Source organism: Paraburkholderia fynbosensis, from assembly GCF_902859935.1.
Taxonomy (GTDB): Bacteria; Pseudomonadota; Gammaproteobacteria; order Burkholderiales; family Burkholderiaceae; genus Paraburkholderia; species Paraburkholderia fynbosensis.
Genome location: NZ_CADIKI010000003.1, coordinates 90,111 through 103,865 on the forward strand (window position 1 = coordinate 90,111; position 13,755 = coordinate 103,865).

Here is a 13,755-nt window from a genome sequence, read left to right on the forward strand (position 1 = left end):
ACTACGCATCAAGATCAGGAGCGCGTCGGGCAAGGCAATCACCGCGCAGTGATTTTCCTTGACAGACATTCGAAGATCGCTATCCCGTAGGTGGCGTCGTGAACGGTCACGGCAAGCGAGGCTCGTAGCATTCGACAAGCCCTTAAACATGCCCGCTCCTCGCAGGCGAGCCGCTTCTACGCGACTCATGTCCTGCGACGAGTGAGGCGAGTGCGACGACCGATGACGACAGTCGCACTCAGCCGGCTCAGGATTTTGCTGGCCGCCCGGTCTTGACTTGCTCCACTGCGGCTACGGCGGCCAGCAGTCGCTTGGGTGCCGCCGATTCGAGCATCAGCAGGCCCGCGCGCAAGAGTTCGCTCTTCTTGATTGAAACGCCCGCCGCCAGGCACTTGAGCTTAAGCGCTGCGATTTTCTCGTAGTCGGACTGGGGCATGGTGAAGCTGTCGCGTACGACCTTATCCTTTTTCGCCCGCTTGGCTTTGACCTCAGCATTGGCTTTGGACGGCTTGGTCTTCACTGTCGCGCTGGGCTTGGTCTTCGACGATTTTTTGACCGTTGCCGCGTTTTTCGGTGCGCTCACCTTCGGCGCTGCCGTTACCGCATTGTCCTCGACTGCAGTAGTGCTATCGGCGGCCTTGGGGAAATGAAATGCTTTCTTGGTTGCTTTTTTAATGGTGGGTTCGCTCATGCTCATCTTCCGTTGATATTCGGTATAAACAGTATATACGGTTTCTGAGGGATAACCTGCTTTGTGTCAGGTCGGGTCGCCGTGTGGACACGACCCTCAATCAAAACCGGAGCGCAAAACTAAAGCCGCGGGAAATCAAAGGCAAAAAAAAACGCTCCCGAAGGAGCGTTCTGTGAGCAAAGCAAGTTTTCTGATGGCCGACTTTACTTCGAGAAGTTCGCAACGCCTTCGCTGATTTCCTTATGGGCGGCTTCGATGCCTGCCCAGCCGTCGACCTTCACCCACTTGCCCTTCTCCAGCGCCTTGTATTGCTCGAAGAAGTGCTTGATCTGGTCTTTCAGGTACGCCGGGACGTCGTCGATCGACCTGAGGTCGGCGGTCATCGGGCAGACCTTGTCGTGCGCGACGGCGACCAGCTTCGCGTCCACGCCCGATTCGTCGGTCATCTGCAGCATGCCGAGCGCGCGGGCGCGCACCACCGAGCCTGCCAGCAGCGGGAACGGCGTGATGACGAGCACGTCGACCGGGTCGCCGTCGCCCGAAAGGGTTTGCGGAATGTAACCGTAGTTCGCCGGATAGCGCATGCCGGTGCCGATGAAGCGGTCGACGTGAAGCAGGCCCGTTTCCTTGTCGGCCTCGTACTTCACCGGATCGCTTTGCGCCGGGATTTCGATGATGACGTTGAAATCGTGCGGAAGGTCTTTGCCTGCGGGGACGTGATTGAAGCTCATGAGCGCTCTCTGATCAGGATGGAAGTCGGGACACGGCGTGCGGCGCGCAGGCTCGAGTTTGCAGGTCCTGCGTGAATCTCGTGCGGACCTTGCGTCGAGCGGCATTGCGCACCGAACAGTGCGGAATGCGCCATTATAGCCGCTCGGGCGTTGCCACCTGGCCGGGGATCGGCGCGATAATCGTTCTGCGTCTCCCGTTCGCTTCGATCATTTGCGTCACCGGTTCGCGTCACCCGTTTGCGTCACCCGTTTGCGTCTCTCGCTTGTGCCTCACTTGTATCTCTCGTTTGTGAACACCGCGTCGCCGGACACGGCTCGCGCGAAACATCAAGGAGCATGCATGGAAGAAGCCCGACACTTCATCGGCGGCGAGTGGGCCGCCGCATCCGGCGGCGACACGATCGCCGTGCTCGATCCCTCGGACGGCCAGCCGTTCACGCGCATCGCGCGCGGCAACGCGGCCGATATCGACACTGCCGTGCACGCCGCCCGCCGCGCCTTCGAAGGGGCGTGGGGCGCGGCGAGCGCGGCCGAACGCGGACGCGTGCTGTACCGGCTGTCGATGCTGGTGGCCGCCCGCCAGGAAGAACTGGCGCAACTCGAAGCACGCGACACCGGCAAGCCGCTCAAGCAGGCGCGCGCCGATTCGGCCGCCCTCGCCCGCTATTTCGAGTTCTACGCGGGCGCCGCCGACAAGCTGCACGGCGAAACGCTGCCTTATCAGAACGGCTACACGGTACTGACGATCCGCGAGCCGCACGGCGTGACCGGCCACATCGTGCCGTGGAATTACCCGATGCAGATTTTCGGGCGCAGCGTCGGCGCGGCGCTCGCCACCGGCAACGCGTGCGTCGTCAAACCGGCCGAGGACGCGTGCCTGTCCGTGCTGCGCGTCGCCGAACTGGCCGCCGAGGCGGGCTTGCCGGCCGGCGCGCTGAACATCGTCACGGGCTATGGGCACGAAGCGGGCGCCGCGCTCGCGGGCCATGCGGGCATCGATCACATTTCGTTCACCGGGTCGCCGGAAACCGGCAAGCTCGTCACGCAAATGGCCGCCGAAAACCACGTGCCCGTCACGCTGGAACTCGGCGGCAAGTCGCCGCAAATCGTTTTCGCCGACGCCGACCTCGACGCGGCGCTGCCCGTGCTGGTCGCGGCGATCGTGCAGAACGCCGGGCAAACCTGTTCGGCGGGCAGCCGCGTGCTGATCGACCGAGCGATTTACGAACCTCTGCTCGACCGCTTGAGCGGCGCATTCAACGCGCTGCGCGTCGGCCCTTCACAGGCCGATCTCGACTGCGGTCCGCTGATCAACGCAAAGCAGCAGCAGCGCGTGTGGGACTTCCTCTCCGATGCGCAGCACGACGGCATCACGATGGCCGCGCATGGCGAGGTGATTCCCGAGGCGCCGGAAAGCGGCTTCTATCAGGCGCCCACGCTGCTGCGCGACGTGCCCGCGAGCCACTGCCTCGCCCGCGACGAAGTGTTCGGCCCGGTGCTCGCCGCCATGTCCTTCAGCGACGAAGACGAAGCGCTCGCGCTCGCCAACGGCACGCAATACGGACTTGTCGCCGGCATCTGGACCCGCGACGGCGCACGCCAGATGCGACTCGCGCGACGCGTGCGCTCCGGCCAGGTGTTCATCAACAACTATGGCGCGGGCGGCGGTGTCGAATTGCCGTTCGGCGGCGTCAGGCATTCGGGGCATGGACGCGAGAAAGGCTTCGAGGCGCTATACGGCTTTACCGTGCTGAAGACCATCGCGATCCGGCACGGCTAGGGGCATCCCGATTCGATTCGATTCACGCAGACAGCAACACCATCCACAACAAGCAACGGAGACATCATGCGGTTGACAGGTAAAACGGCCATCGTCACGGGTGGCGGCTCGGGTTTCGGTGAAGGCATCGCGAAGACCTACGCGCGCGAAGGCGCGAACGTCGTGGTCAACGATCTGAACGGCGCGGCCGCCGAGCGTGTGGCGAGCGAAATCGCGCTGGCCGGCGGCAAGGCCATCGCGGTGGCGGGCAACGTCGCCCAGCAAGACGACTGGCGCACACTGCGCGAGGCCGCGCTCGAAGATTTCGGCAGCGTGCAGATCGTCGTCAACAACGCGGGGACCACGCATCGCAACAAGCCGGTGCTCGAAGTGACCGAAGCCGAGTTCGATCGCGTCTACGCGGTGAACGTCAAAAGCATCTACTGGAGCGTGCAGGCGTTCGTGCCGTATTTCCGCGAGCAAGGCGGCGGCTGCTTCATCAACATTGCGTCGACGGCCGGCGTGCGGCCGAGGCCGGGGCTCGTCTGGTACAACGGCAGCAAGGGCGCGGTGATCATCGCGAGCAAGTCGCTTGCGGTCGAACTCGGCCCGGACCGGATTCGCGTGAACTGCGTGAATCCGGTGATCGGCGAAACGGCGCTGCTCTCCGAGTTCATGGGCGTCGAAGATACACCGCAAAACCGGCAGCGTTTTCTCGCGGGCATTCCGCTCGGAAGATTTTCGACGCCGCAGGATATTGCGAATGCCGCGCTGTATCTGGCGTCGGACGAGGCGGAGTTTATTACCGGCGTGTGCCTCGAAGTGGATGGCGGGCGCTGCGTGTAACGGCGTGCGGGGCTGACGTGAGCCGGTCCGTTCGCGCGGGCCGCTCATGTGTGGCCGCGCGGGTGTCAGTGTTTTCCCCCGGTATTGATTCGTCATGCAAAGCACCGGGCGCGGCTAGAATCGGTCCCAGTCGTTAGCGCTTCAATTCCACAAGAAAAGAGGAGACATCATGGCTAGTCCTGCAAATCCGCTTCAGCATCCCGGCGCAGAGGCGCCGTCAACCTTCGAAGAGGCCACCTACCGCAAGGTCAGTTGGCGGCTCGCGCCGCTTCTGATGCTCTGCTACGTGGTCGCGTATCTCGACCGCGTGAACGTCGGCTTCGCCAAGTTGCAGATGACGAGCGACCTCGGTCTGAGCGATGCGGTGTACGGCTTCGGCGCGGGGATTTTCTTCCTCGGCTATTTCATCTTCGAAATTCCGAGCAACGTGATCCTGCACAAGGTGGGCGCGCGGGTGTGGATTGCGCGGATCATGGTGTCGTGGGGCGTGATCTCGATGCTGACGATGTTCGTCACCACGCCGACCATGTTCTACGTGATGCGCTTTCTGCTAGGGCTGGCCGAAGCGGGGTTCTTTCCTGGGATCATCCTGTATCTCACTTACTGGTATCCGGCGCATCGGCGCGGGCGCATGACGACGTGGTTCATGACGGCGATTGCGCTGTCGGGGGTGATCGGCGGGCCGGTGTCGGGCTACATCCTGAGGAGCTTTAACGGCATGAACGGATGGCATGGCTGGCAGTGGCTGTTTCTGCTCGAAGGGATTCCTTCGGTGATCGTCGGGATCATGGTGTTTGTGATGCTCGATGATCGGATTGCGAATGCGAAGTGGTTGACGAACGAAGAGAAGCAGTTGCTGGAGCGGCAGGTGTCGACGGAGGAAGCGACCAAGCATGACATGCCGATTCGTCAGGTGCTCACGAATGGGCGTGTGTTGATGTTCAGCCTCACGTACTTTTCGTTCGTGATGGGCTTGTATGGGGTGAGCTTCTGGTTGCCGACGATTATCAAGGCGACTGGTGTGACCGATGCGTTCATGATCGGGTTGTTGTCGGCGATTCCGTTTGCGGCGGCTGTTGTCGCGATGGTGTTGGTTGCGCGTAGCGCGGATCGGCAGCGCGAGCGGCGCTGGCATATTGCGTTGCCGGCGTTTGCGGGGGCTGTGGGGTTGGTGCTTTCTGTTGTGTGGGCGCATAACACCGTGCTGGCGATGGCGTCGCTTACTCTCGCTACTATGGGGATTCTCACTACTCTGCCGTTGTTCTGGAGCTTGCCTACGGCGATTCTCGCGGGGACGGGGGCGGCGGCTGGGATTGCGATGATTAATTCTATTGGCAACCTGGCCGGGTTTCTTAGTCCTTATGCGGTGGGGTGGTTGAAGCAGGCTACTCAGGCTAATGATTCGGGGATGTATATGTTGGCGGCGTTTATGGTGCTGGGGGGGCTGCTTGCGATTAGTGTGCCGGCGAGGATGGTTAATAAGTGAAGGGTGAGGTGAGGTGCGGGCCTTGGCGGTGATTTTACCGCTGAGGCTTCGCGTTGATGCGCGAAGGAAAGACTACTTCATCGCTACAAACGGTGGTTTCGATAGATGTGGCCGACTCCTGCCAATGGCATGAGGCAATAGCCGGCCACAACCAGACGGTCGACACAGCGGGCAAGATTGGTGACAATTTTCCTCAGCGGCTCCATCCCGTGTCCGGTCGCGGATACTGGCCGAACGACACCTAGAGTTCCCATCTAGCATGAGCAATATCTTGCCAGTCGTCTTCATTCATGGCTTCATCGGCACTCTGGATGTGGCCAGCTACGAGTCTCCGCACGCAGCTCCCGATCTGCTCGGTTACGGCGAGCACCAATCCGCGCCCATAGATGCCATATCGCTCCCCGGCCAGGTCGAACACCTGCGAGCCTTCGTTGACGCCCGCTTTGGGAGAAAGCCCGTCGACATAGTTGGTCATTCCGTTGGCGGTGCGATCGCCATGCTGTTCGCCCATACGTACCCGGAGTACGTCCGCAGGGTTGTCAATGTCGAAGGGAACTTCACATTGGACGATGCGTTCTGGTCGGCGTCGGTCGGTCGAATGAGTTCGAACGAGGCCGGCGCCATGATGAACAAGTTCCGCTCTGACCCGGTAGCCTGGATCAGTGGTTCCGTAATCGCGCCTGCGCCACATCTGAGTGAGATCGCCATCCGCTGGCTTTCTCACCAGCCGGCGTCTACGCTTCGCGCGATGGGGCAGTCGGTTGTCACAACAACAGGCGACGATAACTACCTCGCGGCACTCGAACAGGTCTTCGATCGGCATCCGGTGTATTTGCTTTCCGGTGAGCATTCACGCAAAGACTGGAACGTACCAGACTGGGCACTGGAAAAATGCGCTGGAGATCACACACTAGCTAACAGCGGTCATCTGATGATGCTCGACAACGATGTCGCTTTTTCAGCAGCGATCAAGCGATTCTTGGCCGAATAGCTCGGCTGCTGCGATTACGTGGGGCGACAGTCGGCCAAAAGCCGACGTCCATCGATGTAGGTCGAATCGCCGACAATCGGTTCCCTCGTGGTAGGGCCGTTCTCGTGCGGCGGTTGCGCACCCGCCGTATGCCGCGCCTTGTCAAACCGTACCTATCAGCGCTCGGGAACGACTTCGAGCGGTGTAGCCAAGATTGCAATCGTCGCTATTTTTTTCTTCAAAACGTTGTGTAGACTCTTATCTCGGAAAAGAACTGCTTACGTGCCAATGGCATTATTTTTCTGTGATTTCGTTCAGGCGCGCGCCTAAGGGACAGCAAATCAATGGACAAGAATACCCAGGCTGCCGCTCCGGACTCTATCGGGCAGAAAATCACAGAATTACTCGCTGCGATTAACTCAAACGACCGCCTTGCAGTTCGAGCGTTTCTGGATGAAAACGTCGTTTCCCCGCCGGCTTCGCAGAAATATCCTGCCCGAAACGATCTCGAATGGTTGCTTGGCCTTTTCCGAATTACGCAGGGCGTGGACTTACTGTCCGTGGCCGAAGATACGAGTAACTCGACGGTGGTGGTCACCGTCGAGGACCGAGTGTACGCGGGATGGCACGAAATTCGATTGATTATGGAATCTGGTGGGTCAGGACGCATATTCGAGATGACCGCGAGGCCAACTCTCACGCGAAACGCAACTCGGACACAACTGGCCACGACGGATTTGGCTGAGCAGGCGCTCGAACTCTGCGTGAAAGGATTCAATGCCGGTGTGTTTTCCGGGGCGGTGCTCATCGCGCACGGGGGTGAGGTTCTGTTCGAATATGCATGTGGTCACGCAAACAAGCGCTTTCACATCAATAATGGTCCGGATACCAAATTCAACCTGGGGTCCGCGAACAAGATGTTCACTGCCGTTGCGCTCGCGCAGCTGACAGAAACCGGTCAGCTCAGTTTTGAGGACTCTCTCGACAATTATCTGAGCGATGAGTGGCTTCCTGCCTCCGTGTCGAGTAGGGTAAAAATAAGACACCTTCTTACCCATACCTCTGGCTTGGGAAGTTACTTCAATGAGACATTTTTCAAGACTTCCCGCGACCTTTTCCGCAGCATAGACGACTTCAAAGTACTCGTTCGAGACGACAGCCTTGCGTTCGAGCCTGGAAGTGAGTTTCTATACAGCAACAGCGGTATGTTGCTGGCAGGTGCCGTTATTGAACGGGTAACTGGTGCGGACTACTTTAGTTATGTTCGCGATCGAATATTTGTTCCGTGCGGAATGTTTGACACCGACTGCTACGACATCGACGACCCCATCGAAAATCTCGCGATGGGCTATGTTCCCACATCGCAGAATCGGTCCGGGTGGCGCGAAAACATATTCACCCACGTTGCCAAAGGCGGACCGGCAGGCGGCGGTTTCTCAACCGTTCGAGATCTTCACCGATTCGCCACGTCGCTCTTGTCCGATCGCCTGATCAGTCGCAAGACACGTGATTTGCTGTGGAGAGATCACATCGGGGCGCAGTATGGGTACGGATTTTTTGTGTGTGGTGAGGGGAGCGACTTAAAGGTCGGCCACGCTGGTGGTTTTCCGGGCATCAGTGCAGACTTCGAGATTCAACTGAATGGCGGTTTTGTTACAGTTGTGTTGTCTAACTACGACCTTGGAGCATTGGAACTATCACGGCGCCTACACGAGCTAGTTGACCAAATACATTTTTGAATTGTCTCGATTCTCGCAACTAGCTGCCCTCCGCTGAATCTGCTTCAGCGGCCGGCACGACCGTCGAAGATGAAGTTTGAATGTCCGCTCTGGAATCCGTCGAAAGACCGCTGTGGGTCGACTTCAGTCCTCCGCGTCGTCCTGAGTACTTCCCGGCCTTGTATCGATTGGAGCGCTAGAAGGCACAAACTCCAGTCAGCCGTCTACGAAATTGCGGTAGAAATAGGCAAAGCGCCGAGCAACCATCCCAGTGGATTAGTCGCGCTTATCCAATCGGCCAATCCCAACATTTAGGCGCAAGACTAAATCCGAGATAGGCCCACTCCCTTATAATTACTAAGTCGTCGGGAAACACCCGGCGACCGGGTTTGACAGCCTGTTTGTTACGTCCGCACCCCGCTCAGGCGGGAGTGCGTCTACCTCTGCACGTCTATATTCAATGGGCGGGCCTTGGTAGGGGAGCCGCAAGGCTCGCCGGCTTGACGTAACCGGTCTGTCAACCCTACTTCGTGCCCGCTCACCCCTCCCCCAAAAGGCGCGTGTTCGGGCGACCCCAAGAACCAACAGGGAGATCACCCCATGCCCAGGTCCGTCAAAAATCAACCGGCTTCGCGTCCGCCAGTCGACGCACTCCAGTACGAAAAGCTTGCCCTATCCGCGTTCGATTTATGCGACCGGCAGGTGGGTCAACTGAACACCTTGATCACACTAGCGTCCTCAATAGTTAGAAATCCTGCCCTTACGCGCGACGAAAGAAATCGCCGCCAAACGCTGCTCGAATTGCTGCTGGACACAACCGAGCAGTATCAGCAGGAACTCGAATGCGACCGCGAGTTGTTCCAGGTGATTGCACTCGACGCGAAGGGCGTCCCGCGCAGCCGCATGACGGCGCAGCATGCGACGAAGTTGCTGGCCGAAGCATCGCAGAGAGCAAAAGCGCCCATCGAAGAAGCCAACGCTTCGCCCCGCAAAAAGCCCTCCGCGAAAAGCACGATCACGTTGACCTCAACCGCCCTGCACCAACCGTCCACTGCCCCGCACTAAGCGATCAAAATCAGGCAACCGCACAACAGGCAACAGCCAGCACAAAAACAAATGGCCGCAGCAAAAGCTGCGGCCATCGAGGTGTCGAGCATCGATTCGAGAGGCTTAAAACAGTGCGCCAGAAATCAAGAACGAACGCACAAACGCACGCACCACCAACCCCTCAAACAATATTCATCGCCAACGCACTCTCCCGATAATGCTGGCTAGCCTTATCGCTATCCCCAAGCTGCTCATGCAACCGCGCCAACGCACGATGCGAGCGAATCCTCAGCGTCTCGTTATCGGCCAGCTTCAACGCCCGCTCAAGGAACGACTGCGCCTTCCCCCACAACTGCTGATGCAGGCACAACCGCCCCAACGCAAACATCAAATCCGCATCTTCCGGCCGATCCTTCTGCCACCCCTCGGCCTTCTGAATCAGCGGCAACGCATCGCCCCCAGTCGTATCCGGATAACGCCGCAACAATCGCGCATCCCAATTCTGCGCAAGCGCTTCCTCGACGATCTTGCGCGCTTCCTGCGGCCGGTTCAGCGCCACCAGCAATTCAGCGGCGAGATCCGCAAGACGCGGCGAATGACGCTCGGTCGCCGACAGCGAATTCCACAACTCCAGCAACGCATCCGCGTTATGACGCCGGTCCCGCAACAGGTTCTCCGCCGCCAGTTGACGCAGACGCACCGCCACCGCCGGATGAATCGCCTCGCGCTTCTCCAGCGTCTTGACGAGCTTGAGCACTTCGCCCCAGTTCTTCAATTGCTGCTGCGCGCGCAACATGATCTGCTGCGCGTGAATGCGCCGCGCGCCCTGCGATTGCATTTCAGTCAGCGCGGTCAAGGCGCCGTCCGCGTCGCGGCCGTCGGCGCGCATGTCGGCGGTGGCCATCAGGCGCGCGTCCTGCCAGTCGGCTTCGTCGATCTTCGCGAGCCATTCGTCGCGCCGCGCATATTCATGCATCCGATGCGCGGCCGTGGCCGCGATCAAACCGGCCGCGCCCTTGTTGTCGCCGTTCGCGAGCGCATCCTTCGCGGCCTTTTCGGCGCGCGAAAAACGTCCCGCGTACAGGTTGCCGATCGCGTCACGCAGCGCGGCGTGCGCCTTCGCGACACGCGCACGCGCACGGTACGCGGCCACGCGCTGCGGCATGCGCCAGACATTGCGGACGATGCGCAACAGCGCATACAGCAGGATGAACAGCACCACCAGCCCGACCACGAACAGATTCAACGAAATGTCGACGCGGTACGGCGGATAGATCAGCAGCACCTGTCCGGTGTCGAAGCGCCCCGCCACCGCCAGCACCACCGCGATGGCGAACAGAAACGCGAGCCATAGAAGTCCCCGGATCGCCATGATTAACCTCGGCTCCGGTATTGATTGACGGCCTGCAGGCTCGTGTCCAGATTCGGCAGCGCGACCGCACCCGAACCGGCATCCACCTGCTTGACCAGATCGAGCACGGTCTGCGTCTGTTTCGACGAGTTGTCGAAGTAGCGCGTGAGCGCGTTTTGCGCCGCCAGCAGGTCCGACTTCAGCGTGGTCTGGTTGCGCGAGAGCAGTGCGAGTCGCGCGGACAGCAAACGCAGCTTCACGTTCTGCCGCACGAAGTAGCCTTGATCGGGCGCGCTCAGCATCGCGTCGGCGTTATCGATGCGGCGCACGTGCACGAGGCTCGTCAACTGATCGCCGATGCCGGCGGTCACTTCCTTCAACCACACTTCCCAGCGCGGCTTGCCGGTGGCCGCGGCCACCTTTGCGGTGTCGGCCCATGTGGCCGCGCGCGGCGTCGCGTGCGGGATCGGCGCTTCGCCGGAGAGCGGCAGGTCGTCGATGTGGTCGATCGCGTTGTCGAGCTTGATCGCGAGACCGGTGAGGTCGGTGGAAGGCGCGGCCTTCAGCTTGTCGATGTCCAGCGCGATGGCCTTGCGCACGGCCAGCGCCTGCGTGCTGTCCGATGCGGCGAGGCGCGTGTCCGCGCTTTGCAGCGCGAACAGCGCGAGCTGCGTGTTGCCGGTGAGCTGCAACTGCTGGCTCGCGGCCGACAGCATCTGCGCGACTTCGGCGAGCGTCCAGTCGTCGCGATTGCGCGCGAGGTCCGTGTACTGCTGTTGCAGCGCCTGCTGCGCGGCTTGCGTATCGGCGAGCTTGCCGGTCACCTGCGCGACCTGCGAATCCGCCTGATGCACAGCGGCGAGCGCCTGCTCGATCTTGATGCGCAGTTCGTTGGCCTGCGTGTCGTTGGCTTGCTGGCGCTGCGCGAGCTGCTGCTCGGTGCGCTCCAGCTTGCGGTTCAGCGCAAAGCCCGCCACGCCCACCGCGCAAGCGATGATCACCACCACGAACCACAAGAGCGGCATGCTCGCGTTGCGGCGCTTTTGCGCTTCGTATGGCGTGAAGGGTTGATTCGGCGGCAACGGGGTGCTCGCGGCCGGCTGGGGAGAAGCGTTCTTGGATTCGTTCGTTTCAGTCATGCGTGATTTAGCCGGTGATTGAGCCGGGTTGGACGGTACCGGTTGAACTACGGGCGGAACGGCGGCAAGCAACGCGCGGACAATGCGCTCGTCGCCCGCACCGGACACCGTCATCCTATCAAAACCCAATGCCCGCGCGGTTTGCGAGATACGGGGATGCGGCGTGACGAGCGACGCGTGTTTGAGTTGCACGATTTCGTCGGCGGTCAGGTGCTCCTGCGCGAGTTCGTGCAGGTTGCGCACGCCTTCCGAACTGGTCAGCAGCCACGCATGCGGCGCGCCCGCGAGCAACGCGTGCACGCGCGCCCAGCCGCCGATCGACGGTTCCGGCACGATGCGCCGGTAGGCGGCGACCGCTTCGACTTCGGCCCCCGCTTCGCGCAGACGGTCGGCGAGCCATTCGCGGCCACCGTCGCCGCGCACGATCAAGACGCGCTTGCCTTCGAGACTCGTTGCGCCGAGCGATGTCTCGATCGCGGCATAGAGACCTTCGGAGTCGAAGCTCGTCGATTCGTCGTCGGTGGCGGAAGCGGGGCTGATCACCTGATGCGCCGGGGCCGCGACGCCGTGGCGTGCCAGTGCCTGCACGCTGCCCGGCCCGACCACGCCGACCGGCAACGCATGCGGCCAGATGCCGTCGCGGCGCGCGAACGCGTGATCGACGGCGTTCGGCGACACGAACACGACCAGCGCATACCGTTCGAGCGAGGCGAGCGCCGCGCGCAAGGGGGCGTCGTCCGCCACAGGTGCGATGTCGATCAGCGGGAATTCGAGCGAGGCGACGCCCGCCGCGTCGAGCTGTTTGATCAACTCGCTCGACTGACCGGCCGGTCGCGTAATCACAACCGTGAACGCCGCCTTATCGGCGGAGGAAGTCGCGTTGCCTGGGATGTCGGCTGCCATCACGCGCCGGTCGCCGCGCTGTCGTCGCGTGATGCGGCGGCGGGCCCGCTGGCGGTGCTGAGCGCGCGCACGATGTCCATCGCGCCTTGCTGTTCAAGCTCGCTCGCCACTTCCTGGCCGAGCGCAAGCGCACGTTCAACGGTAGGCGCGGGCGCCGACGCCTGCGCACTCAACACGCGCTGCCCATCCGGCGTAGCGACGATGCCGCGCAGATGCAGCGCGCCGTCGTGCCAGCTCGCGTACGCGGCGAGCGGCACTTCGCAACTGCCGCCGAGCGCACGCGACACCATGCGCTCCGCTTCGACGGCCGCCGCCGTGTGTTGGTGATGCAACGGCGCGAGCCACGCGGCAAGGTCCGCGCGATCGGCACGAATCTCGATGCCGAGCGCGCCCTGCCCCGCTGCGGGCAAGCTGTCCTCAGGATCGAGCAGCGCACGGATGCGATCGCCGAGACCGAGGCGCTTCAAACCGGCCGCAGCAAGAATGATCGCCGCGTAATCGCCGCGATCGAGTTTCGACAGACGCGTATCCAGATTGCCGCGCAATGGCCGCACCTCGAGATGCGGATAACGCATGCGCAGCATCGCCTCGCGCCGCAGGCTGGAGGTGCCGACCACGGCACCAGCGGGCAGCGCGGCCAGCGAATCGTATTCGTTGGACACCAGCGCGTCGCGCGGGTCTTCGCGCTCCATGATGGTGGACAGCGCAAAGCCCTCGGGCAACTCCATCGGCACGTCTTTGAGCGAGTGCACCGCGAGATCGGCGCGGCCATCGGCCAATGCGGCTTCGAGTTCCTTGACGAACAAACCCTTACCACCGACTTTCGACAAGGTGCGATCGAGAATTTGATCGCCGCGTGTCGTCATTCCGAGGATTTTTACGTCGCAAGATGGATATAATTTGTGCAGCGCACATTGCACATGCTCCGCTTGCCACATGGCGAGGCGGCTTTCTCTCGACGCAATCACAAGCGTGTGGGGTGGCGTGGAAAACGTCTCGGTGTTCATTAGCTTGCTGATCGAATGAAGGGATGTAACAACAATCAATGTTAGCACGCGCCCTGGTGTCTTCCTTGCCTCTCAAGACACGGCGGAGCGCCGTGCCGGCACGGTAT

At 61.3% G+C, this 13,755-nt stretch carries 11 protein-coding genes; 6 read left to right on the top strand and 5 right to left on the bottom strand.

Annotated features, from left to right (window positions below; all coding sequences use genetic code 11):
* Nucleotides 1–247 precede the first annotated feature (247 nt).
* Complete coding sequence (locus HV770_RS06110) at nt 248–691, bottom strand: hypothetical protein (RefSeq protein ID WP_175158566.1); 444 nt, start codon at nt 689–691, stop codon at nt 248–250.
* A gap of 203 nt (nt 692–894) precedes the next feature.
* On the bottom strand, nt 895–1,422 hold the full coding sequence (gene ppa, locus HV770_RS06115; protein ID WP_175158567.1) for an inorganic diphosphatase: 528 nt from the start codon (nt 1,420–1,422) through the stop codon (nt 895–897).
* 340 nt (nt 1,423–1,762) lie between these two features.
* On the opposite strand from ppa, the gene HV770_RS06120 reads away from it, so the two are divergent.
* From HV770_RS06120 to HV770_RS06145, 6 genes are all read left to right on the top strand, one after another.
* A complete protein-coding gene (locus tag HV770_RS06120; RefSeq protein WP_175158568.1) occupies nt 1,763–3,202 on the top strand; it encodes an aldehyde dehydrogenase family protein in 1,440 nt (479 codons plus the stop codon).
* Between the two features lie 66 nt (nt 3,203–3,268).
* Entirely contained in the window at nt 3,269–4,027 is a 759-nt protein-coding gene (locus tag HV770_RS06125; protein ID WP_121316837.1) for an SDR family oxidoreductase, read from the top strand.
* Nucleotides 4,028–4,196: 169 nt separating this feature from the next.
* Nucleotides 4,197–5,513, top strand: coding sequence for an MFS transporter (locus HV770_RS06130; RefSeq protein ID WP_175158569.1), 1,317 nt, complete (start codon nt 4,197–4,199; stop codon nt 5,511–5,513).
* 259 nt (nt 5,514–5,772) lie between these two features.
* Entirely contained in the window at nt 5,773–6,504 is a 732-nt protein-coding gene (locus HV770_RS06135; RefSeq protein ID WP_175158570.1) for an alpha/beta fold hydrolase, read from the top strand.
* A 323-nt stretch (nt 6,505–6,827) separates the two neighbouring features.
* Entirely contained in the window at nt 6,828–8,222 is a 1,395-nt protein-coding gene (locus HV770_RS06140) for a serine hydrolase domain-containing protein (protein ID WP_175158571.1), read from the top strand.
* A 579-nt stretch (nt 8,223–8,801) separates the two neighbouring features.
* Nucleotides 8,802–9,266: a hypothetical protein gene (locus HV770_RS06145; RefSeq protein ID WP_175158572.1), complete on the top strand. Its 465-nt coding sequence runs from the start codon at nt 8,802–8,804 to the stop codon at nt 9,264–9,266.
* Between the two features lie 163 nt (nt 9,267–9,429).
* On the opposite strand, the gene HV770_RS06150 is transcribed toward HV770_RS06145, so the two are convergent.
* From HV770_RS06150 to hemC, 3 genes are read right to left on the bottom strand one after another with little or no spacing between them, the layout of a single operon-like run.
* The gene (locus HV770_RS06150; RefSeq protein ID WP_175158573.1) at nt 9,430–10,620 is read right to left on the bottom strand and encodes a heme biosynthesis protein HemY; all 1,191 of its coding nucleotides are present in this window, start codon (nt 10,618–10,620) and stop codon (nt 9,430–9,432) included.
* Nucleotides 10,621–10,622: 2 nt separating this feature from the next.
* The gene (gene hemDX / locus HV770_RS06155; RefSeq protein WP_175158574.1) at nt 10,623–12,641 is read right to left on the bottom strand and encodes a fused uroporphyrinogen-III synthase HemD/membrane protein HemX; all 2,019 of its coding nucleotides are present in this window, start codon (nt 12,639–12,641) and stop codon (nt 10,623–10,625) included.
* On the bottom strand, nt 12,641–13,648 hold the full coding sequence (hemC, locus tag HV770_RS06160; protein WP_175158575.1) for a hydroxymethylbilane synthase: 1,008 nt from the start codon (nt 13,646–13,648) through the stop codon (nt 12,641–12,643). The genes hemDX and hemC overlap by 1 nt, the downstream gene beginning before the upstream one ends.
* Nucleotides 13,649–13,755: the final 107 nt, after the last annotated feature.